Source organism: Alcaligenes sp. NLF5-7 (assembly GCF_024266725.1).
Lineage (GTDB): Bacteria > Pseudomonadota > Gammaproteobacteria > Burkholderiales > Burkholderiaceae_B > Alcaligenes > Alcaligenes phenolicus.
The window spans coordinates 3690116-3711007 of the sequence record NZ_CP100755.1 but is presented as its reverse complement, the minus strand read 5'-3'; the positions used below and the strand labels follow the sequence as shown (position 1 = coordinate 3711007).

The 20892-nt window shown below is 56.0% G+C and carries 20 protein-coding genes and 1 tRNA gene; 11 read left to right on the top strand and 10 right to left on the bottom strand.

Annotation, left to right across the window (positions count from 1 at the left end; all coding sequences use genetic code 11):
* Positions 1-95: 95 nt before the first annotated feature.
* The 3 genes from MID00_RS17065 to MID00_RS17055 form a co-directional block, all read right to left on the bottom strand.
* Positions 96-857, bottom strand: a complete 762-nt coding sequence (locus MID00_RS17065) for a hypothetical protein (protein WP_009457082.1) — start codon at positions 855-857, stop codon at positions 96-98.
* 186 nt (positions 858-1043) lie between these two features.
* Positions 1044-2216, bottom strand: coding sequence for a beta-ketothiolase BktB (gene bktB, locus MID00_RS17060; protein WP_009457084.1), 1173 nt, complete (start codon positions 2214-2216; stop codon positions 1044-1046).
* 260 nt (positions 2217-2476) lie between these two features.
* Positions 2477-3658, bottom strand: coding sequence for an acetyl-CoA C-acyltransferase family protein (locus MID00_RS17055; RefSeq protein WP_009457088.1), 1182 nt, complete (start codon positions 3656-3658; stop codon positions 2477-2479).
* 193 nt (positions 3659-3851) lie between these two features.
* Between MID00_RS17055 and MID00_RS17050 the strand changes: the two genes are divergently transcribed.
* Together MID00_RS17050 and MID00_RS17045 are read left to right on the top strand one after the other, a co-directional pair.
* On the top strand, positions 3852-4313 hold the full coding sequence (locus MID00_RS17050) for a universal stress protein (protein WP_009457090.1): 462 nt from the start codon (positions 3852-3854) through the stop codon (positions 4311-4313).
* A gap of 61 nt (positions 4314-4374) precedes the next feature.
* Positions 4375-5160 (top strand): isocitrate lyase/phosphoenolpyruvate mutase family protein, encoded by a 786-nt coding sequence (locus MID00_RS17045; protein WP_254499174.1) that lies wholly within the window; start codon positions 4375-4377, stop codon positions 5158-5160.
* A 69-nt stretch (positions 5161-5229) separates the two neighbouring features.
* Here the strand turns inward: MID00_RS17045 and MID00_RS17040 are convergent, their stop codons facing one another.
* Entirely contained in the window at positions 5230-5370 is a 141-nt protein-coding gene (locus MID00_RS17040; RefSeq protein ID WP_021446543.1) for a hypothetical protein, read from the bottom strand.
* A gap of 286 nt (positions 5371-5656) precedes the next feature.
* On the opposite strand from MID00_RS17040, the gene MID00_RS17035 reads away from it, so the two are divergent.
* Positions 5657-6550 carry a LysR family transcriptional regulator gene (locus MID00_RS17035; RefSeq protein ID WP_254499173.1) on the top strand — a complete coding sequence of 298 codons (894 nt, stop codon included), beginning with the start codon at positions 5657-5659 and terminating at the stop codon, positions 6548-6550.
* A 192-nt stretch (positions 6551-6742) separates the two neighbouring features.
* Here MID00_RS17035 and MID00_RS17030 read toward each other — a convergent pair whose 3' ends face one another.
* Positions 6743-9010, bottom strand: a complete 2268-nt coding sequence (locus MID00_RS17030) for an arginine/lysine/ornithine decarboxylase (RefSeq protein ID WP_021446542.1) — start codon at positions 9008-9010, stop codon at positions 6743-6745.
* A gap of 165 nt (positions 9011-9175) precedes the next feature.
* Between MID00_RS17030 and MID00_RS17025 the strand changes: the two genes are divergently transcribed.
* The 6 genes from MID00_RS17025 (at position 9176) to MID00_RS17000 (ending at position 14163) form a co-directional block, all read left to right on the top strand.
* A tRNA-Cys gene (locus MID00_RS17025) sits at positions 9176-9249 on the top strand.
* A gap of 564 nt (positions 9250-9813) precedes the next feature.
* Complete coding sequence (xth, locus tag MID00_RS17020) at positions 9814-10596, top strand: exodeoxyribonuclease III (RefSeq protein ID WP_009457100.1); 783 nt, start codon at positions 9814-9816, stop codon at positions 10594-10596.
* 15 nt (positions 10597-10611) lie between these two features.
* Positions 10612-10941: a hypothetical protein gene (locus MID00_RS17015; protein WP_009457104.1), complete on the top strand. Its 330-nt coding sequence runs from the start codon at positions 10612-10614 to the stop codon at positions 10939-10941.
* Between the two features lie 37 nt (positions 10942-10978).
* Entirely contained in the window at positions 10979-11623 is a 645-nt protein-coding gene (gene gmk, locus MID00_RS17010; protein WP_254499172.1) for a guanylate kinase, read from the top strand.
* Positions 11624-11658: 35 nt separating this feature from the next.
* Complete coding sequence (gene rpoZ / locus MID00_RS17005) at positions 11659-11862, top strand: DNA-directed RNA polymerase subunit omega (RefSeq protein ID WP_003799665.1); 204 nt, start codon at positions 11659-11661, stop codon at positions 11860-11862.
* Between the two features lie 21 nt (positions 11863-11883).
* Positions 11884-14163 carry a bifunctional (p)ppGpp synthetase/guanosine-3',5'-bis(diphosphate) 3'-pyrophosphohydrolase gene (locus MID00_RS17000; RefSeq protein ID WP_009457108.1) on the top strand — a complete coding sequence of 760 codons (2280 nt, stop codon included), beginning with the start codon at positions 11884-11886 and terminating at the stop codon, positions 14161-14163.
* A 193-nt stretch (positions 14164-14356) separates the two neighbouring features.
* Here MID00_RS17000 and MID00_RS16995 read toward each other — a convergent pair whose 3' ends face one another.
* From MID00_RS16995 to MID00_RS16980, 4 genes are all read right to left on the bottom strand, one after another.
* Positions 14357-14701: an AzlD domain-containing protein gene (locus MID00_RS16995; RefSeq protein ID WP_009457110.1), complete on the bottom strand. Its 345-nt coding sequence runs from the start codon at positions 14699-14701 to the stop codon at positions 14357-14359.
* Between the two features lie 9 nt (positions 14702-14710).
* Complete coding sequence (locus tag MID00_RS16990) at positions 14711-15394, bottom strand: AzlC family ABC transporter permease (protein WP_254499171.1); 684 nt, start codon at positions 15392-15394, stop codon at positions 14711-14713.
* A gap of 21 nt (positions 15395-15415) precedes the next feature.
* Positions 15416-16288 (bottom strand): M23 family metallopeptidase, encoded by an 873-nt coding sequence (locus MID00_RS16985; RefSeq protein ID WP_254499170.1) that lies wholly within the window; start codon positions 16286-16288, stop codon positions 15416-15418.
* 70 nt (positions 16289-16358) lie between these two features.
* On the bottom strand, positions 16359-18317 hold the full coding sequence (locus MID00_RS16980; protein WP_021446540.1) for a SurA N-terminal domain-containing protein: 1959 nt from the start codon (positions 18315-18317) through the stop codon (positions 16359-16361).
* Positions 18318-18487: 170 nt separating this feature from the next.
* Here MID00_RS16980 and ugpQ point away from each other — a divergent pair, with 170 nt between their 5' ends.
* Together ugpQ and MID00_RS16970 are read left to right on the top strand one after the other, a co-directional pair.
* The gene (gene ugpQ, locus MID00_RS16975; RefSeq protein WP_009457115.1) at positions 18488-19234 is read left to right on the top strand and encodes a glycerophosphodiester phosphodiesterase; all 747 of its coding nucleotides are present in this window, start codon (positions 18488-18490) and stop codon (positions 19232-19234) included.
* Between the two features lie 25 nt (positions 19235-19259).
* Positions 19260-20114, top strand: coding sequence for a 23S rRNA (adenine(2030)-N(6))-methyltransferase RlmJ (locus MID00_RS16970; protein ID WP_254499169.1), 855 nt, complete (start codon positions 19260-19262; stop codon positions 20112-20114).
* Between the two features lie 15 nt (positions 20115-20129).
* Here the strand turns inward: MID00_RS16970 and MID00_RS16965 are convergent, their stop codons facing one another.
* Positions 20130-20864, bottom strand: coding sequence for a pseudouridine synthase (locus tag MID00_RS16965; RefSeq protein WP_009457119.1), 735 nt, complete (start codon positions 20862-20864; stop codon positions 20130-20132).
* Between the last annotated feature and the right edge of the window lie 28 nt (positions 20865-20892).

Below are 20892 nucleotides of genomic sequence, written 5' to 3'. Positions count from 1 at the left end.
ATACTCCTTAGATGCAAAAAAACGAAAATTTTAGGTGTTTAGTCTAACGCGAACGACAGGACTTTGACCCTTCAGGTAATCCCTGCCCCGCTCCCCTACTGGTCCTGCATCTGGCGACGGAACGAGAGCAGTTCCCTGGCCCAACGTGTAGCCGGCAAACCATAATCGGCCTGCACTTGCTCGGCCCGACTCAGCAGCTCTCCGGCCGTCATCTCCAGCGTGCTGCCTTTGAAGGCCAAAACCACCTGATTGCCCTCGTCCATTTCAGGCAAGAGCAATACTTTGCCACTAAAGGCTTCACGAATGTTGTCAATATTATGTTTGAAGCTGGGATGGGCACCAAAAAGATTAACCGTCATGATGCCTTCATCATCCAGAACCGCGCGGCAATCCTGATAGAACTCCAGACTGTCACGTACCGGACCTTCGGCATGCGCGTCGTACAAGTCCACCATCAAGGCGCGATACTGACTGTGCTGATCGCTATCCTGTACCCAGACACCGGCGTCAGCCTGATCAATCAGAGACCGTGGACTGCGCGGCAGCCGGAAGAAAGCATTGCACATACCAATCACCGACGGATTCCACTCCACCGTCTGTACCTGACTGCTGGTCTGCTTCAGGCAGAAACGCAGCAGGGAACCCGCCCCCAGCCCCAGAATAGCCAGCTTGTGCTCGGGTTTGGGGTCTTCCATAAATAGCAGCCAGGCCATCATTTGTTGTGTGTAGGCCAAGACCAATTCAGCGGGCTTGCGAATACGCATTGCACCTTGAATCCACTCCGTTCCAAAGTGCAGATAACGGATCCCTTCGCTTTCCGACAACGTAGGACTATCGTCCCCCTGCTCACCAGCCATGAAACTCTTCCTTGCAAAGCAGTCAGGCGGCCCGGCTCACACGGGAGCAACGTGGCACCCCACATAATCCTGAACCTGGATATGGCCTGACGACAGAGAAAACAGCGCCGGAAGGCGGCATTGCGCCACTTCCGGCGTTTTTTAGCAAGGCGCCATCATAACAGCGATCACTTGATGGGGAACGGCTCACTGACGTTCGATAATCATGGCTACTCCCTCGCTACCGCCGTGACACATGGTGACCAGAGCATACCGCCCCTGGATGCGCTGCAACTCATGCAAGGCCTTGACTACCAGTGCCGCTCCTGTCGCCCCCAAAGGATGCCCCATGCTAATGCTGCCGCCATTTGGATTGACTCGCTCCGGATCAAAATCCAATTCTTTGGCAACGGCGCACACCTGTGCTGCAAACGCCTCATTGGACTCGATCACATCAATATCGGCTACCGTCAGCCCCGCCCGCTTGAGCGCCAAGCGAGTCGATGGCACCGGCCCCATTCCCGCAAATTGAGGATCCACGCCCGCATGCGCCCATGAGCGCAGCTTGCCCAAAGGCTTCAAGCCTTGACGGCGTGCCTGCCCCTCTTCCATCATCAGCACCACCGCCGCCGCATCCGCCAGACCCAAGATATTACCGGCCGTCACCGTCCCCCCGTCGCTCTGGAAAATAGGCTTCAAGGCGGCAAGCTGCTCCAGACTGCCATCATGCCGAACATGCTCATCCTGCTCGAAGATGCTCCCATCGTGGGCCGCCAGCGGGACGATCTGCTCCTTGAAGTACCCATTTTCAATGGCACGAGCCGCTCTACGGTGCGACTCCAGGGCCAACTGATCTTGCTCACAGCGGGACACACCGTATTTTCTGGCGACATTCTCCCCCGTCACCCCCACATGCTCCCGAGTCAGAGGACTGATGAAAATCTCCGACAAGACATCTACCAAGGCCACACTGCCCATGCGACTCCCCCAGCGCTGGCTTGGCGCCAGATAGGGCATTCGACTGGTACTTTCAACACCGCCGGCCAAGGCCACCCGAGCCTCACCCAATACAATCGCTTGCGCTGCCGAAATAATGGCCTGCAAACCGGATGCACATAAACGGTTTACGCTCATCGCGACAGCCTCATGAGCCACTCCCGCTTTCATGGAGGCTGCCCGCGCCATATAGATATCCTGGGGCTCAGTCAGCACCACCTGCCCCATCACCACCTGGTCCACCTCCGAGGCAGCTACTCCACTCCTGCCCAGCGCCTCCTGCATGACTGCCGCCCCCATCTCAATGGGAGGCACATTCCGTAACGAGCCACCAAAGTTACCAAAAGCAGTTCGACAAGCTTGAACCAGGACGACTTCTTGCATATGAATCTCCTTTTATTCCGTTTTATTCCGATGAGAAAAAACAAGGGCTTCATGCTCAGCCACACAAGCCACGCGTTACTTTTAAAACAATTCAATGCAATTGGCTGGATACTTAGGGCCCATTACAAAAACAAACAATCAAGTCGGCGTTTTTATAAGATTTACTTGTATATGCCGAAAAAAAAGCCGGAAAGTGACTCGTAGCACTTCCGGCTTTCCTGCTCTTTAAACGAAGCCTAAAGAGAAATAATCAGCAAGGTTCAAGGGCGCTCGAAAATCGCCGCAATCCCCTGCCCACCACCAATACACATGGTGACCAGCGCGTAACGACCTTGGACACGCTGCAGTTCATGCAAGGCCTTGACTGTAATAGCGGCGCCGGTCGCGCCAATAGGGTGGCCCAGGCTGATACCACTACCATTGGGATTCACACGTGCCGGATCCAGACCCAGTTCACGCACAACTGCGCACGCTTGGGCGGCAAAAGCTTCGTTGGACTCGATCACATCCAGATCCGACACGCTCAAACCGGCGCGCTCCAGTGCCAGACGGCTAGCTGGCACTGGCCCAATACCCATAATGCTGGGATCCACCCCGGCATGCCCCCAGGACACCAGCTTGGCCAAAGGCTTCAGCCCACGCTGGCGAGCTTCTTCCGCGCACATCAGCAAGACAGCGGCTGCACCGTCATTCAGGCCCGAGGCATTACCTGCCGTAACACTGCCGCCGTCAGGCATGAACACAGGTTTCAGGCCGGTAAAGTTTTCCATCGTAGCGTCCAGACGTACGTGCTCGTCCTGATCAAACACGATCTCGCCCTTACGACTTTTCTGGATAATGGGCACGATCTGCTCTTTAAAATAACCTTGCTCGATCGCGCGACGGGCACGCTGGTGCGATTCCAATGCCAGCTCGTCCTGATCGGCTCGGGTCACGCCGTATTGGCGGGCCACATTTTCGGCCGTAATGCCCATATGAACGCGATCAAAAGGATCTGTCAGTGCGCCAGTCATCATGTCCATCATGACCGAGTCCCCCATGCGAGCGCCCCAGCGATGAGCACTGGACATATAAGGCGCACGGCTCATGCTTTCTGCTCCGCCTGCCAAAGCCACCTTGGCATCACCGACCAGAATACCCTGCGCGGCCGACACAATGGCTTGCAGACCAGAACCGCACAAACGGTTGACGTTCATGGCCGGTGTTCCGTGTCCCACGCCCGCCTGCACCGACGCCACACGCGACAAGTACATATCACGTGGTTCGGTCTGAATAACCTGCCCCATCACTACATGCTGAACGTCTGCCGCCGACACGCCACTGCGATCCAGTACTGCGCGCAATACCGTCGCGCCCATCTCGATAGGCGACACGTTCTTCAAAGCACCACCAAAGTCACCAATCGCGGTACGGCATGCCTGGACTACAACCACTTCTTTCATATGAATCTCCCTCAATCCCGGTGGGATATGATGACCAGCATAAAAAAGCCAAGCTGACAAAAACGTCCACTCGAATATACACGGCTGCCATGGAAAACCATAAAGCAGACACAAAGACCGTAATTCGCAGTATGGTTTGATACCTTACCCACAAGACACGTTCTTGATAACCCTTTTTATAGGATCCCCCCTCATGTACGAGCGTATCCTGGTATGTACCGACGGCTCAGAACTGTCCGCCCACGCTGTCACCCATGCCCTGAATCTGGCCAAGACCAGCGGCGCCAAATTGCTGGCCCTGCGCGTCATTCCGCGCTATCGCCAAAGCTACCTGGAGGGCGGCCCCATTATCGACCAGAAACTCGATAGCCGTATCGAAGCCTCCTGGGTAGAGCACGCCCAATCCGAGCTGGCCGCCGTCAAGCAAGCCGGTAAAGACATTGGTGTCTCGGTCAAGGGCCTGGTGGTGAAGTCCGAACTGGTGGCCGATGCCATTATTTCTACCGCTGAAAAACAGAAAGCTGACCTGATCGTCATGTCCTCGCATGGCCGCAAGGGCTACAAGCGCCTGCTCTTGGGCAGCGAAACCCAGCACGTTCTGACCTACTCGGAAATCCCCGTTCTGGTGATCCGCAAGAAAGCCAAGAAAAAATAAAACGCGGCCAGGCATCAAAACGCAAACTCCGGTTTGCGTTTTTTATTCTCAGGAGTCCCGCATGAACGTCAGCACACAGGAAAAACGACGCCGTTTTCGAGCCTTGCATGAAAGTGGCTTACTGATTTTGCCCAACCCCTGGGACATAGGTGGAGCCAAGCGTCTGGAAAGACTGGGTGCACAGGCAATTGCCAGCAGCAGCGCTGCGTTTGCCTGGTCAAAGGGATTGGAAGACTTTGAGGTGGGCCGGGATGCCCTGCTGGCGCATTTGCGAGAGCTGGCGGCCAGCACGAATCTGCCACTGAACGCCGACTTTGAAAATGGCTTTGCCGATGAGCCCGAACAGGTCGCCGAAAACGTCCGCCTGGCCATTGAAACCGGCATTGCAGGCTTATCCATTGAAGATCGCCATGGCGACGAACTGTATGAACTTGAGTTGGCTGTGGCCCGCATACAGGCTGCCAAGCAAGCAATTATCGACAGTGGCGAGGACGTTCTGTTAATAGGACGCAGCGAAGGCCTGCTGATTGACGCGCTGGATCTGGGACAAACCATAACCCGGCTAAAAGCCTTTGCCCAGGCAGGCGCCGATGTGGTCTACGCCCCCGGATTACGCGATCTGGACGATATTGCCCAAGTGGTCCAGGCACTGGCACCTACGCCCCTCAATGTGCTGCTGATTCATCCGGGGCTGAACGTGCCCGATTTGGCCACCATCGGTGTACGCCGTGTCAGCACAGGGTCACAACTGGCTCTGGCCACCTGGAACCGCTTTGAAGAGGCCAGCCTGCAACTGCTGGAGCAAGGGCATCTGCCGGCCACCAAAGCCCATCGCCGCTGGTCCTGATACAAGACAGGCAGGCATAAAAAAAGCGCAAGCTGCAAGGCTTGCGCTTTTTAACCCTTCAGTCAGAACTTAGCTGTCCTGAGCCTGGTCGCTGGACGCGTCCACTTTGGCTTCCTGATCGGTTTCTACGACTGCTTTCTTGGGAGCCACCCAATTCAGGGGCTCAACCTCAAAGGCCTGTTTACGACGTACTGGTTTCGATTTGCTCACGAATAACTCCTGCTCAATATCGACAGGGGGCGCTGCCCTTAGCGCCCCGATTTCTTTATTATATCAATGATTAGACCACAAATCAATTTTGATCATGATATGGGCGCATTATGAATGCAAATTAGGCGACGTTAGAACAAAATAAAGGCAATTCAAAACAAGGCTTTTCATAGACAATTCAAGCCAAAATAACTGCCCTGAATACGCGACTGCTCACATAGCCCCCCAGGCACCCTTGAAAACTCATTTTTCACCCATTTGAGTACAACAATAAAGAGACAATGGCATGCACGAATCCCGCCCCACCGATCATCTGGATCGCTCCTTGCGCTGTTTTTTACGCATTGCACAATTAGGCTCGGTCAGCAAAGCAGCTGATGATTTGGGACAAAGCCAATCCAGCCTGAGCAAACAATTAAGCTCGCTGGAACAAAGCCTGGGCCAAACCCTGTTTAACCGTACCGGGCGCGGAGTCAGCCTGAATGATGCGGGCGAGCTGCTGCGCCAAGCAATCGAACCCGCCTATAGCCGTATTGATAGCGCTATCCACGCCGTGCGCCAGGAGCACGGCGTCAATTCAGGCACCGTGAGGCTAGCCACCGTCCATACCCTGAGCTACTACTTCATGTCCGATGTCGCTGCCACTTTCATGAGTTCGCATCCCGGCGTGAATTTGTCCTTATTGGGACGCAGTTCGCCCGAAGTAGTGGCTTTAGTGGAAAGTGGTAAAGCCGATGTGGGGTTTGTGTACGACTCGGCGGTGGACTGTGGCGGCTTGATCTCGCACACCTTGTTTGACGACCAAATGTGCCGCATCTCCGCCAAGCAGGAGCCTTTTCCCAGTGCAGATTTAAGCCACCAGGCCTTGCGCCTGATCGGTTTTCCGCCCCATTACGCCCTGCGCCGCATGATTCACAGCAGCGGCCTGCACCCCGAATTTGTGGCGGAGGTCGAAACCATAGATGCCATGTTGCGACTGGTCGCTTCAGGATTGGGGGACTGTATCTTGCCGAGCCGCATTCCCGACAACCTGCTGAACGAGCACAATCTGCATAAATACCCGATTGAGCAACCTGCCCTGAAACGCCGGGTTGTGGCGATCTTGCGGGCAGACCGTGATCCCCAAGCACTGACTTCACGGCTGCTGGAATGTGCCTTGCGCACAGCGCAAAGTCTGTAACAAGCCTCTGCAACACGAACCTGTCGCAAGGATTCGTGGCAGATAGACAGCCCATAAAAAAAACGGGCCTGATGACAGACACTTCAAGTCTGGAAGTCTTCCAGAACCCTGAACATCCCTCATCAGGCCCGCTTGCTTCACTGCTCTACCCAAAGGCCGATGCCCTGCCCCGGCCCTGGATAGCAAACTGCTTTACTGTGCCACGCAGTCCACGTAGTAACGCTTCTGACCGGAGGCATCCACCTCTTCCACAAAACCGTGGATATCCGTACCAAAGCCCGGACACTGGCGATGCAGTTCACGCGAGAACTTCAGAAAATCCACAATCGTCTTGTTAAAGGCTTCACCAGGAATCAGCAGCGGGATACCAGGGGGATAAGGTGTGATCAGGTTGGTAGTCACGCGACCTTCCAGCTGATCAATCTCGACCCGTTCCGTACGACGCTGCGCAATGCAGGCAAAAGCATCAGCCGGACGCATGACAGGCACTACATCCGACAGGTACATATCGGTCATCAAACGGGCAATGTCGTGCTTGGCGTACAACTGGTGCACATGCTGGCACAAATCGCGCAAGCCCATTTCCTCGTAGCAAGGATACTGGCGCGCAAACTGCGGCAGAACACGCCAGACAGGCAAGTTGCGGTCGTAATCGTCCTTGAACTGCTGCAGCGCAGTCACCAGGGAGTTCCAACGGCCCTTGGTAATGCCGATGGTGAACATGATGAAGAAGCTGTACAGGCCAATCTTCTCCACAATCACGCCACGTTGCGCCAGGAACTTGGTCACGATGGAAGCCGGGATACCGGTTTCACCAAATGTGCCTGTCAGATCCAGGCCGGGGGTAACAATCGTGGCCTTGATCGGATCCAGCATATTGAAGCCATCAGCCAGCGGGCCGAAACCGTGCCACTCGCTATGCTCCGCATCGTCCGTAATGATCCAGTCCTCAGGCTTGCCCACACCGTCTTCTGCCAGTGTTGGCGGGCCCCAGACCTTGAACCACCAGTCGTCTTCGTCAAATTGCGACTCGACCTTGCGCATGGCACGGCGGAAGTCCAGCGCTTCAATAATGCTTTCCTCAACCAGCACACGGCCACCGGGTGGCTCCATCATGGCAGCGGCCACGTCGCAAGACGCAATAATTGCGTACTGCGGGCTGGTGCTGGTGTGCATCAGATAGGCTTCATTGAACAAATGACGATCCAGGCTACGGGTGACCGAGTCCTGTGCCAGCACGTGGCTGGCCTGGCTCAAACCGGCTAGCAGCTTGTGCGTGGACTGGGTGGAGAACACCATGGTTTCCTGCGGGCGCGGACGGTTCTTGCCCATGGCGTGAAACTGACCATAGAAGGGATGGAAAGCTGCGTGCGGAATCCAGGCTTCATCAAAATGCAGCACTTCCACGTAACCATCCACGGCATTCTTGATCACCTGGGTGTCGTAAATAATGCCGTCGTAGGTGGACTGGGTCAGCGTCAGCACACGGGGTTTGACCGTATCGGCATCCAGATGCGAGAGCAAGGGGTGCTTGCGGATCTTCTCGCGAATGGTCTCGATATCAAATTCGCTGCGCGCAATCGGGCCAATAATCCCGAAGTGGTTACGCGTAGGACGCAGAAACACGGGGATAGCCCCCGTCATCACAATGCTGTGCAGGATGGATTTGTGGCAGTTACGGTCCACGACCACCACATCACCCGGAGCCACGGCATGGTGCCAGACAATCTTGTTGCTGGTGCTGGTGCCGTTGGTCACGAAAAAGCAGTGATCAGCGTTGAAAATACGCGCGGCATTGCGTTCGCTGGCGCCAATGGCCCCGTTGTGATCCAGCAGTTGGCCCAGTTCTTCAACGGCATTGCAGACGTCGGCACGCAGCATGTTCTCGCCAAAAAACTGGTGAAAAATCTGCCCGACCGGGCTTTTCAGAAAGGCTACGCCGCCGGAATGACCGGGGCAATGCCATGAATACGAGCCATCCTCGGCGTAATCGAGCAAGGCTTTCAGAAATGGAGGCTTGACGCCTTCCACATAACTGCGCGCTTCACGCACGATATGACGCGCCACGAACTCGGGCGTATCCTCGAACATGTGAATGACGCCTTGCAGCTCGCGCAAGATATCGTTTGGCATATGACGAGCCGTTTTGGTCTCGCCATACACATAGATAGGCACATCGGTATTGCGACGACGCACAGCCCGAATAAAGGCACGCAGATTCACCAGCGCCGGGGCGCTGTCTCCATCTTGCGTGAACTCCTCATCATCGATGGACAAAATAAACGCGCTGGCACGACTTTGCTGCTGGGCAAATTGACTCAGATCGCCATAACTGGTGGTTCCCAACACCTCGAAGCCTTCGGCCTCGATCGCATCTGCTAATACACGAATGCTCAGACCAGACGCATTTTCAGAACGAAAATCCTCATCGATGATCACAATGGGGAATTGATATTGCATGCCATGTCCTTAATACAAGGGAGTGCCGCAGGGGCGGCAAAAAAAGGGAGGGACGTCAGTCGCTTTTGCGCAGCAGATCGTACCGTGTTTCACGTCCCGTCATGTGACACTTGCTTTTCCCTACGTCCTTGGGCATAATTCTACATGTCCCAGGACAAAACAAAAGGCGTGGTGACAGATTGGCTATGTGACGGACTGCAAATCCGTTCAGGTTGGTTCGATTCCAGCACACGCCTCCATCTTGCTTGCATTCAAGACAGACAAAACTGGCCTTCTTTCCGGTTTTGATCACACAGAAAAAGTCGCCATTACGGCGATTTTTTTATTCCCTTTTCCTGTACAGCAAATCCTTGTACTACGCGCTGCGGCCAAGCCCTTCCATCGGTTTTGGCCCACCGTTCCAACTTGGCCTGCAATTTAACACAAGCAGGCGCGTGATCTGCGCAAAAAACCCTCTTTTTCGTGCCCTAAAAACATCAATCTGCCCCAAGCGCGCTTTGGGTCTTGCCGCCTGACTTTATGGCTGTTACATGCAGATAGTTTGAGGACAAATTTATTGTCTGAAAATGTCTGTTTTTCACTACGACCTAGAACAAAGCCCAGGCTCATCGGCCATTTTCATCCTGTCGGTGGCGCTGGCTTTAAAACCAGTCCCTGGCTAGCGCTGATATGATGGCGGCATTCGCGCACGCTAAGCGCCATCCTGCCCGTTTCCAACACGCTGATGGCCGCCTCTGCACTACCTTTATCGACAAAGCCCTGTACAAGCGGCTTTCTCTGATTTACCGAGATTGTCTGACACCATGAAACTCACCACCTGGAACGTGAACTCCCTGAACGTCCGTCTTCCCCAAGTTCTGGACTGGCTCAAGGCCAACCCCGTAGACGTGCTGTGTCTGCAAGAGCTCAAACTGCCCGACGAGCGTTTTCCCTTGGAGGCTTTTCAGGAAATGGGTTATCACGCTCACTGGGCGGGTCAGAAAACCTATAACGGCGTGGCCCTGATTTCGCGTGAGCCTGGCGCGGATGTGCAACGCAATCTACCCAACTACGAAGACCCACAACAGCGTTTGCTGGCCGCCACGTACCCCTCGCCTGACGGCCCGGTGCGTGTGATCTGTGCCTACTGCCCCAACGGGCAATCGCTGGAAAGCGAAAAGTACACCTACAAGCTGGAATGGTTTGCCGCCTTGCACGACTGGCTGGAAAAAGAATTGCAGCAGTATCCCCGTCTAGCCATTCTGGGCGACTATAATATTGCCCCAGCCGACCAGGACGTTTACGACCCGGTCAAATGGGGAGTCGATGTTCTGGTATCCCCGCCCGAGCGCGCTGCGTTCGAGCGTTTGCTGGCACTGGGCCTGCACGATGCCTACCGTCTGTTTGAGCAAAGCGGCAGCCCCTTTACCTGGTGGGACTATCGTCGTTTTGCATTCCGTCGCGATGCGGGGCTGCGTATTGATCACGCCTTGTTGTCTGATGAGCTCAAGTCCCGTTGCACGGCCTGCGATATTGACCGCGAGCCGCGCGCCAATGAGCAGCCCTCGGATCACGCTCCCGTTACCGCTACCTTGTCTTTTAGCTGACACACTCTTTTCATTATGCAAATTCAAAGCCAAATCATCGAGCAGACTGACTCGGCCTATGTGCTTGAGATCACCTTGGAAGAGGAGCACAAGGTCTGGGCCTATCTGGCCATCAGCGAGCCTGATCTGGATGCGGTCGCCCATATTGTCCCGCCCGAGCAATTCGAAGCCGGTGGCGATGTGCACGTGATGGCCATTGCCCAGCCCGAAGATGCCCCACAGGAAGTGGAAGACGTTTTGTTCTCCATGAACCCCAATGACACGGTGGTCTTTCTGTGCGCGGACCAGGCCAGCATCCTGGCCGTTTTGAATGAGTTTGGGCAAACCGACCCAAGCAGCAATTAATTCTTTTATAAAAATCTACTTCTAGAGTCTGCTCTCCATGTCCACGAGCTATCCTGGCACCGTCTTTATGGTTGTCGCCCCCAGCGGGGCGGGTAAATCCAGTCTGGTCAACGCCCTTCTGGCCAACGATTCCAACATCATGCTGTCCATCTCGGCCACCACACGTGCCCCCCGTCCCGGCGAGAGCGACGGCCAGCACTACTTCTTTGTGGACAAAGCGCGTTTTGAAAGCATGGTCGCAGAAAACGCCATGCTGGAATGGGCCAAGGTGCATGACAACTACTACGGCACGCCCCGCGAACCCATTCAGAAAGCCCTGAATGCAGGCCGTGATGTGTTGCTGGAAATTGACTGGCAAGGCGCCCGCCTGGCGCGTGAACATTTCCCCGAAGCCGTCGGCATTTTCATTCTGCCGCCCTCCTTGCCCACCTTGCAGGCCCGTTTGCGCAAACGTGGACAAGATAGCGAAGAGATCATCGCCCGCCGCCTCGAGGCTGCCGAGCACGAAATCGCCCATGTTCATGACTGTCAATATGCTATTATCAATGAGGATTTTGATACGGCATTACAGCAGCTATTGAGTATTGTGCAGGCCAGTCGTTTGCGCACTGCCACTCAGTCAGTACGGCATCGCCAACTCTTTCAACAATTAGGCGCAGATGCCCTGCTGAATCAGGGCTGATCTCCTTCTTATTACTTTTTGATAACAGGTCTACTATGGCTCGCATCACTATCGAGGACTGCCTGGAGCAAGTCCCCAATCGCTTTAAGCTCACCTTGGCAGCCGCCTACCGTGCGCGCGAACTGGCTCAAGGCCACGAACCACGCCTGGAAAGCAAGAACAAGCCTACGGTTACCGCCCTGCGAGAAATCGCCTCCGGCGCGACCGGTCTGGAAATGCTGCGCAAAGTTCCTACCTGATAGGCACAGGCGGAGCACGGTATGGCATTTTCTGGTTTACGGGGCGCATCGTCTGGGCTGTTGGCCGTCCTTAAAAAAGGTTCACGGCTAGGTCGTCGCAAGCCTAAAGACAAGAACACCCCGGCACTGGCACAAGCTGCCCAGGAAAGTGCCAGTCCTCCTATTGCCTCACTGGCTCCGCTACACAAGATCATCTCGCAGTACCTGGACCCGAAAGATGTAGAACGGGTACGGGAGGCCTATCGTTTCTCCGATCAGGCCCATCTGGGGCAGTTTCGCGCCAGTGGCGAACCCTATATCTCGCACCCCATTGCCGTCACGGAAATCTGTGCCGGCTGGAAGCTGGATACCGATGCCTTGATGTCGGCCCTGCTGCATGACGTGATCGAAGATCAGGACGTCACCAAGCAGGAACTGGCTGAGAAGTTCGGGACCGATGTGGCCGAGATTGTGGACGGCCTGTCCAAGCTGGAACGCCTGGAGTTTGCTACCAAGACACAGCAACAGGCCGACAGCTTCCGCAAGATGCTGCTGGCCATGTCACGCGACGTGCGCGTGATTCTGATCAAGCTGGCCGACCGTTTGCACAATATGCGCACCCTGGATGCGGTCAAGCCGGAAAAACGCCGCCGCGTCGCCCAGGAAACGCTGGATATTTACGCTCCGATCGCGCATCGCCTGGGCCTGAACGCCCTGTTCCGCGAGCTGCAGGATCGCTGCTTCAAGGCGATCTACCCCAATCGCTACAAGGTGCTGCACAAGGCCTTGCTGGCAGCGCGTGGCAATCGCCGTGAAGTGCTGGGCAAGATCACCGAAGCCGTCAAGATCGCCCTGCCTGCTGCCGGAATTGATGCCGAAATTTCCGGCCGTGAGAAGTCGCTCTACAGTATTTTCTGCAAGATGGTCGAGCAGAAGAAGTCCTTTTCGGACGTGCTGGATATTTATGGCTTTCGCGTCATTGTGCATACCCTGCCCGAGTGCTATTTGTCCTTGGGTACGCTGCACCAGCTGTATCGCCCCGTACCGGGCAAATTCAAGGACTACATTGCCATCCCCAAAGTGAATGGCTACCAGTCCCTGCACACTACCTTGATTGGCCCCTACGGCACCCCTGTCGAGTTCCAGTTCCGCACCCGCGAAATGGACCACGTGGCAGAAGAAGGCGTGGCCTCTCATTGGCTGTACAAAGAAGACGACGTCACCCTGAACGATCTGCAAAAGCGCACACACCGCTGGCTGCAATCCTTGCTGGATATCCAAAGCCAGACAGGCGACTCCACAGAATTCCTGGAACACGTCAAAGTTGACCTGTTCCCCGATGCCGTTTACGTCCATACGCCCAAAGGCAAGATTATTTCCCTGCCTCGTGGTGCGACTCCGGTGGACTTTGCCTACAGCATTCACACCGATATCGGCAATCACGCTGTTGCTTCCAAAATCAATGGCGAGTTTGCCCCGCTGCGCACCGAGCTGAAAAGCGGTGACTCGGTAGAGATCATTACCTCTCCCGCCGCTCGCCCAAGCGCTCAGTGGCTGAACTACGTCCGTTCGGGCCGCGCCCGTTCGGAAATCCGCCATTACCTGCGCACGGTTAAATACGAAGAATCCGTGGCTTTTGGCCGCCGTCTGCTGGATCAAGCCTTTGACCAGCTAAGCCTGCCACATGCCACCGACGACGATCCCAACTGGGACAAACTGGCCAAGGGTTCGGGCGCCGCATCCCGTGAAGAAATTCTGGCCGATATTGGCTTGGGCAAACGTTTGGCCGCCGTCGTGGCGCGCCGCTTTGCTCCAGAAAACCCCTTGCTGGAAACCACTGCGGCCGAGTTTGACGAAATTAACGCCAACACTTCTGCACCGATTCTGATTCACGGTAACGAAGGTCAGGCTGTACAGCTGGCACCGTGCTGTGGCCCCCTGCCCGGTGACGCCATTATTGGCGGCATCCGTCTGGGTCACGGTTTGGTTGTTCATATGGCTGAGTGTGCGGTGGCACAACGCGCCCAGGCCAAAGAGCCCGAACGTTGGGTTCCTGTCATGTGGGACAGCAATACCGCCCGCCACCTGTCCACCCGTCTGGATGTCACTGCGATCAACGAGCGTGGTGTTCTTGGCCGTCTGGCTGCTGAAATTACCGATGCCGACTCCAACATCCTGCATATTTCCATGCCGGACGAATCGGCTGCGACCTCGGTACTGCACCTGACCGTTCAGGTTGATAGCCGTACCCACCTGGCACGCGTGATTCGCGCCATCCGTCACGTACCGCAGGTTCAGAAGATTGTGCGTGTGAAGGGCTAAACCCGCTTGCAAACCAGCTTTCAGCCGTACAAAAAACGCCTGCTCAATAGCAGGCGTTTTTTTCAGATCTCATTACCGTGCTCACTGTGCCCTATGTCAGGGCCTCACATACAAGCTGTAATAGCACACAAATAACTCCCATCCGGCTCATGACACCAGATATCACAAAGGCAGAAACAGGGAGACAAGCGACTTACACACCCACGTAAGCCACGCACAGGCCATAGGCCAGCACGCCAGTCAGTGTTGAACCCGCAATGCCACCTGGCCAGCGACGGCCCAGCAGCACCCCTGCCAGACCTGCCAGCAAAGGCGGCAAGTCCAGGGACATATGTTCAGGGCGCAGCAAAGAGATCAGGGACACAACCAGCAAGGACACCACACCTGCCGGGCCAATGGCCCCAAACAGGCGTGGCCAGATCGAAACGCGGCTGGGGTCCACCTTGCCTTGTCGTCCACCCAGACGCAAGGGCAAGTAACGAATCAAAAATGTGCCCAGACCCGCCAGCACAATCATGAGCAGAAAACTCCAATCCATCTCCACTCCTTAAGCGCGGCGCAGGGCCATCAAACCACCGGCCAGCATGCCGACAATAATCGCCAGATATGCTGGCAAGAAAGCCATGGCCAGAACAGCCCCTACAGCGGCAGCCACCAACACCGGCAAAGGTGCAGATCGGCGGATTTCCAGCAACAGGGCAAAGAACAAGGCGGGCAAGACAAAACCCAGCGTCTTTTCCAGCACGGGAGATTGACCGAGCAAATCGCTGGCGAAGAAGGCCCCCACGGCGGTGCCCAGCACCCAGGACAGGTAAGAGCCCAGTTGCAAGCCGCAGTACCAGGACTCCTGCTCCTGGGCCGGTTGGCGGGCTACTCCGGCTGCAGAAGCGGCAAAGACCTCATCGGTCAGGCCAGGAGCCATGAACAGACTGGAGACAGTTCTTGGGCCGGTAAAAAAGCCCATCAAGGTTGGGCCATAGAACACATGGCGCAGGTTCATGAGCAGCACAATACCCAAAATGCTGGGATAGGCGGCACCTGCCACCAGCAGACTGATCAAAATAAACTGACTGGCTCCCGCGTACACGATCAGGGACACCATGACTGCCAGCCAGGGCGACAAGCCTGCGTGCACAGCAGTCAAGCCAAAGGAAATCGCAACGGGGACATAGCCCAGGGCGATTGAGGCGCTGTCTCGCAAGCCCCGTCGATATGCCGAACCGATGATCATGAAAAACCTTGCAGGCCTTGCCTAGGCCTGGAATGCACCAATAAAGATGGCGGGGTCCACCCGTGCGTTATTCAGACTGACATTCCAGTGCAAATGAGGGCCAGTCGCACGGCCCGTTGCGCCGGAACGCGCCACCACATCGCCCCTGCTGACACGATCACCTACGCGCACATCAAAAGCCGACAAGTGACAAAACATGGTGATCAGGCCCTGACCATGATCCACAAATACGGTTTTACCGTTAAAGAAGTAATCCGCCACAATGGTGACGATCCCGTCAGCGGGCACTTTTACTGCCGTGCCGGTAGGCGCGGCAAAGTCCAGGCCCGAATGTGGATTACGCTCTTCACCATTGAAGAAACGGCGCAAACCAAAAGGACTGGTCAGGCGACCCGGTACCGGCTTTTCAAAGACCACATTGCTGGGGCCTTCTGTGCGGAAGCTGGCATATGCCTGCATCTGCTCCTCGTATTCACGCTTAAAACGGGCTTGCTGCTGCGGGTCCGGATTCACATGCGACTTGTTTTTCAGGGTGATGCGCTGCTCGCGGTAACGCTTGCTGCCAACCTGAAACGCTACGCCCGACTGTCCTTGCACGGATATGCTGTACTGGCCTGCTTGGGTTTTCAAGTCCAGTCCGACAATCGCTTTCCAACGCTGATCAGCATCCTGAATCACTAGCACACGGTTGCCATTAAAGTGCACCACCGGCGCTGAGCCACCCGCTCCCAGGTCCAGCACTGCCACCCCGCCCGGCACAGGGCGATGCAAGGTGCGTTCGATAAAAGTGCCCTGACCAGGTGCAGCATAGGCCAAGTACGGTGCCGTCAGGCCCCAAACAGTTGCGGCGCCTAAAAGGCGCCGCCGTACCAGGGAAATATCAGTGTGATTCATCAGAATGCTCTTTGAAAAACACCCCTGGAGCCTGCTGGCTCCAGGGTTACAGGCTCTGATTCAAGCCGCTTTATTCATTTTCACCTGTGGAGGTCAACTCTTTTTCTGCTTCTGGCAGAATCTGAACCTTCTCTTCCACACGCATGGCTTGCAGAACGGCTTGAGTCTCCGTGCGGGCCATGGCTTGGGTCAACTGTGCTGTCAGCATGTCCAGCCCAGGGTTGCCGGACTTGCCGGGCTCATGGCTCAGAATCTGCACCACGGTGTAGCCCTGGGGTTGGCGATCACCCACATAGGCAGGCAGCTTGTCCACGGGGTTGGCCAGAACCTTGTTCAGCAAGGCTTCGTCCATCTCGGGGAATTCCGCACGGCTCACGGCAAACTGGGCCGAGAAGTTCTCAGGTTCGGCACCCGCTTGCAGCTGCTTCAGGTAGTCCTCACCGGCCTGAACCGCCAAGGCAGCCGCTTTTTCACGGCGCAGGTTTTCCTCAGCAATAGTGCGTACTTTATCCAGTGCAGGCACATGAGCCTCGGTGACGTCGGTGACGCGCAGGGCAATCAAGGTGTCAGGCGATACTTCTACAACGCCTGCATTCTTGCGCGAAGCCAGAGTTTCGGCATTGAACAAGGCTTGGCGAACACGGCTGTCATCCAGCACGGCTGCATCAGGGCTCTTGGCGGCAGCCAGCTCACCTTCAACTTGCGAAGCAGGAATCAAACCTTGGCGGCTGATGCCTTCAGCCTGCTTCAGAGTCAGGCCCAAGGCATTGGCGGCGGCTTCCAGATTGTCCTCGTTGTCGTAAACCAGATTGGTCAGCTTGCTGGCCATATCGGCAAAGCGCTCGGAAGCCAGCTGCTTGCGCACTTCGTCCTGCACCTTGCTGCGAGCTTGCTCGAAGGACTCGCCTTGTTCGGGCTGAACTTCGTTACTCTTGAAAATGTGGAAACCGTTGGGGCCTTCAATCACGCCCGACACATCACCTTTTTTCAAGGCAAATACAGCGCTTTCCAGCACGGACGGCCAGGAGCCTTTGCTGATCCAGCCCAGTTCGCCACCTTCACGGGCGCTACCCTCGTCCTGGGAGTTGGCACGGGCCAGGTCGGCAAAGCCTTCTTTATTGGCCTGGGCTTTTTCAGCCAGTTCGCGAGCCTTGGTCTGGGCCGCTTCACGTTCGGTATCGGAGGCACCGGCAGGCAATGTCACCAGAATGTGACTGATGTTCACACGGCCAGCTTGCACGTAACGAGCCTTGTTTTGCTCGTAGTATTGCTTGAGCTGATCGTCGGTAGGTGTCGCCAGATCTTTGGAGGCCGCTGCTTCATTCAGCAGCAGGTATTCCACTTTGACTTGCTGGGGCAGTTCCAGCGATTGCTTGTTGGCGTCATACCAGGCTTGCAGATCGGCATCGCTGATCTGAACCTTGGATTCGAAATCACGGGTCAGGAAGCTGCGTGTGCGTACACCACGCTCTTCGGTCAGGGCGATTTCCAACTTGTTCATCACGCTGGGCAGCATGGAGGAGCTGGCAGCCACGGGACCGAGCACGCGTTGCAGGGCCATCTGACCGCGCTGGCTTTGCTCGAAATCACGGGTATTGATGCCAGCCGAAGCCAGAACCTGGCTGTAAAGGGCGGGCGAGAAAGAACCGTTTTCCTGAAATTCCGGCATAGTGGCGATGTAGTCGCGCAGCGCAATGTCGGAGACGTTAAAGCGAGCGGCAGTAGCCACTTCGATTTGTACACGCTGATCAATCAAGGATTCCAGCAATGCACGACGGCTTTCCAGGCTGTCGGCCTGGGCCAGATCAAAACCGGAAGGATTGTTGCGCTGCATATCGTCCAGCTGCATGCGGCGCGCACGATCAAATTCCTGGGACGTAATGGCGCTATCGCCAACTTTGACAATATCGCTATCGCCCGAAACGTAGCTGGAGTAGCCGCTGACGCCGATCAGTACAAAAGACGGCAAAATCAACACTAACAGGACCAGCTGCATGACGCGTTGGTTCTTACGGATAATCTCGAACATTAATCATCACCTACTTTCGCTTGCAGCAGGGCGCTGCGGGTGGCGCATCAGGCCGGTGAGCCGGCTCGGCCTGAAAATATACCGTATATGAAAACCGTACAGTGTACAGCCCCGGTTAAAATAGTACATTGGCTTTTTATCACGCCTCTTGCGAGTCCGCCATGTCTTCAATGAATCATCACTGGCCCTACCCTGCTTTGATCGCCCACCGTGGCGCCGGCAAGATTGCCCCGGAGAACACCCTGGCCGCCATTCGGGTCGGTGCCCAGAACGGTTTTCGCATGATGGAGTACGACGTCAAACTGAGCCGTGATGCGGTTCCCGTGCTGCTGCACGATGACGAGCTGGACCGTACTTCCAATGGTCAGGGTATTGCCTCCAGGCTAACCTTGGCCGAGCTGTCCGCCCTGGACTTCGGTGCCTGGCATTCCTCGGCCTACGCCGGGGAGCCCATGCCCACATTAAGTTCGATAGCCGCCTTCACCCTGGCCAATCAGGTTCACAGCAATATCGAAATCAAGCCGACTACCGGGGACGAAGCCGAAACGGGCCGACTGGTCGCCCTGGCCGCCCAAGCCTTGTGGGCGCAGGCCAGCTTGCCGCCGCTGCTGTCGTCTTTTTCTGAAGAGGCTCTGGAAGCAGCCCAACAAGCCGCCCCCACCCTGCCCCGTGCCCTGCTGATTGAAGAAGATGTTCCGGCCGACTGGCCCGAACGTCTGGAGCGTCTGGGCTGCATGGGTCTGAATCTGAATGACCGCTTTGTCACTCAGGCTTTGGTTCAGGCAATTCGACAAAAAGGCTACACCGTGGCTGTCTGGACCGTGAACGATGCCGAGCGGGTGCGCGAACTGCTCGATTGGGGGTGCAATGGCATTTTCACTGATAAAGTCACCACCATTCGCCCCGACACTCTTTAATTAAACCGCAACACCAGGATTTCTCTTGTTCAGTTACCGTCACGCCTTTCATGCTGGCAATCATGCAGACGTGCTCAAGCACGCCACCTTGCTGCATATCTTTAATTACTACGCTCAAAAAGACAGCGCTTTCAGCATCATCGATACCCACTGTGGTGCCGGTATCTATGATCTGGAGCACGACTGGGCGCAAACCAAGGGCGAGTTCTACGACGGCCTGGACCGGGTCTTGCAGCAGGACGACTACCCGGAGCTGGTGGAACACTATATTGATGCCATTGCCGACCTGAACCCGGACGGTACCGCGCGCTACTATCCCGGTTCGCCCTGGCTGGCGCTGGAGCGCTTGCGCACGCAGGACAGCTTTCACGGCTTTGAACTGCACCCATCTGAATTCGAAGTCTTGAGCGACAACGTGGCGCAACTATTCCCCCAGGGAAACCGTCGGGTGCGCCTGTATCCGGAAAATGGGTTTGAACAGTTGGGACGCCTGCTACCGCCGCCCTCGCGACGTGCCATCGTGGTAATGGACCCCTCGTACGAGGCCAAATCCGACTACCAGCAGGTCTTGAACAGCGTCAAAAACGCGCTCAAGCGTTTTGCTCAAGCCTGTATTATCGTGTGGTATCCCATTGTGCAGCGGCCCGAAGTACAAGCCTTGCAACGCAAGCTGGAGCAACTGGATACGCCCTGGCTGCATGTCAGCCTGTCGGTTCGTGCTCCGGCCAAAAATGGTTTGGGTTTGCATGGCAGTGGCCTGTTCATCAGCAATCCTCCCTGGACGCTGCTCAAAGCTCTGGAACAAAGCATGCCGTGGTTAACAAAAACGCTGGCCCAGGATGACAAGGCCAGCTTTCAACTTCGTCACTCGGGGCTGTAAGCCGCCCCTTTGCCTTTAGGCCAGGCTCTCGGATTCTTTCATGTAGCGCCACTGGCCCATAGGCAGGTCGCCCAGCACCAGATCGCCAATACGCACGCGCTTCAGACCCACCACTTTCAAGCCGACCAGTTCACACATGCGGCGAATCTGGCGTTTCTTGCCTTCGCGCAAGATGAAACGCAGCTGGTCATCGTTCTGCCAGGACACTTGAGCCGGCAGCAAGGGCTTGCCGTCCAGGCTCAAACCAAAGTTCAGCAGTTCCAGACCACGCTCGCTCAACTTGCCGGTTACACGCACCAGATATTCCTTGTCGATGACCGAGTCTTCGCCAATAATCTGCCGCGCAATACGACCATCCTGAGTCAGAATCAGCAATCCGGTGGAGTCGATATCCAGACGACCAGCCGGCGCCAGACCGCGCAAATGCGCCGGATCAAAGCGTTGACTGCCGCGACCACCCTTGTACTGCGTGGAAGCGCCGATAAGGGAAACCGCATTGCGATAACCGGCTTCGGCTTGCCCCGACACATAGCCCACGGGCTTGTGCAGCAAGATAGTGGCACGTTGGGTCTGACGCTGACGCGCTTGTTTTTCCAGTGTGATTTTCTGATTGGGGTAGGCTTTGCTCCCCAGTTCAGAGACGATTTGACCGTCCACACGAACCCAGCCGCGCTCGATGAAAGCATCCGCCTCACGGCGTGAACACATGCCGCGCTGGGCCATTAATTTTGAGATACGTTCTTTTTCCATGAGCGCTATTTTATGGCTTTGGCGATAA

Bases quoted from the DNA above. Each gene is read 5' to 3' on its own strand.
- MID00_RS16995 (WP_009457110.1), bottom strand. From the start codon at position 14,701: ATGGATTGGAGTTTTCTGCTCATGATTGTGCTGGCGGGTCTGGGCACA.
- MID00_RS17035 (WP_254499173.1), top strand. From the start codon at position 5,657: ATGCACGAATCCCGCCCCACCGATCATCTGGATCGCTCCTTGCGCTGT.
- rpoZ (WP_003799665.1), top strand. From the start codon at position 11,659: ATGGCTCGCATCACTATCGAGGACTGCCTGGAGCAAGTCCCCAATCGC.
- xth (WP_009457100.1), top strand. From the start codon at position 9,814: ATGAAACTCACCACCTGGAACGTGAACTCCCTGAACGTCCGTCTTCCC.
- ugpQ (WP_009457115.1), top strand. From the start codon at position 18,488: ATGAATCATCACTGGCCCTACCCTGCTTTGATCGCCCACCGTGGCGCC.
- MID00_RS17050 (WP_009457090.1), top strand. From the start codon at position 3,852: ATGTACGAGCGTATCCTGGTATGTACCGACGGCTCAGAACTGTCCGCC.
- MID00_RS17045 (WP_254499174.1), top strand. From the start codon at position 4,375: ATGAACGTCAGCACACAGGAAAAACGACGCCGTTTTCGAGCCTTGCAT.
- MID00_RS17055 (WP_009457088.1), bottom strand. From the start codon at position 3,658: ATGAAAGAAGTGGTTGTAGTCCAGGCATGCCGTACCGCGATTGGTGAC.
- MID00_RS16985 (WP_254499170.1), bottom strand. From the start codon at position 16,288: ATGAATCACACTGATATTTCCCTGGTACGGCGGCGCCTTTTAGGCGCC.
- MID00_RS16980 (WP_021446540.1), bottom strand. From the start codon at position 18,317: ATGTTCGAGATTATCCGTAAGAACCAACGCGTCATGCAGCTGGTCCTG.
- MID00_RS17000 (WP_009457108.1), top strand. From the start codon at position 11,884: ATGGCATTTTCTGGTTTACGGGGCGCATCGTCTGGGCTGTTGGCCGTC.
- MID00_RS16990 (WP_254499171.1), bottom strand. From the start codon at position 15,394: ATGATCATCGGTTCGGCATATCGACGGGGCTTGCGAGACAGCGCCTCA.
- MID00_RS17065 (WP_009457082.1), bottom strand. From the start codon at position 857: ATGGCTGGTGAGCAGGGGGACGATAGTCCTACGTTGTCGGAAAGCGAA.
- gmk (WP_254499172.1), top strand. From the start codon at position 10,979: ATGTCCACGAGCTATCCTGGCACCGTCTTTATGGTTGTCGCCCCCAGC.
- MID00_RS17015 (WP_009457104.1), top strand. From the start codon at position 10,612: ATGCAAATTCAAAGCCAAATCATCGAGCAGACTGACTCGGCCTATGTG.
- bktB (WP_009457084.1), bottom strand. From the start codon at position 2,216: ATGCAAGAAGTCGTCCTGGTTCAAGCTTGTCGAACTGCTTTTGGTAAC.
- MID00_RS17030 (WP_021446542.1), bottom strand. From the start codon at position 9,010: ATGCAATATCAATTCCCCATTGTGATCATCGATGAGGATTTTCGTTCT.
- MID00_RS16965 (WP_009457119.1), bottom strand. From the start codon at position 20,864: ATGGAAAAAGAACGTATCTCAAAATTAATGGCCCAGCGCGGCATGTGT.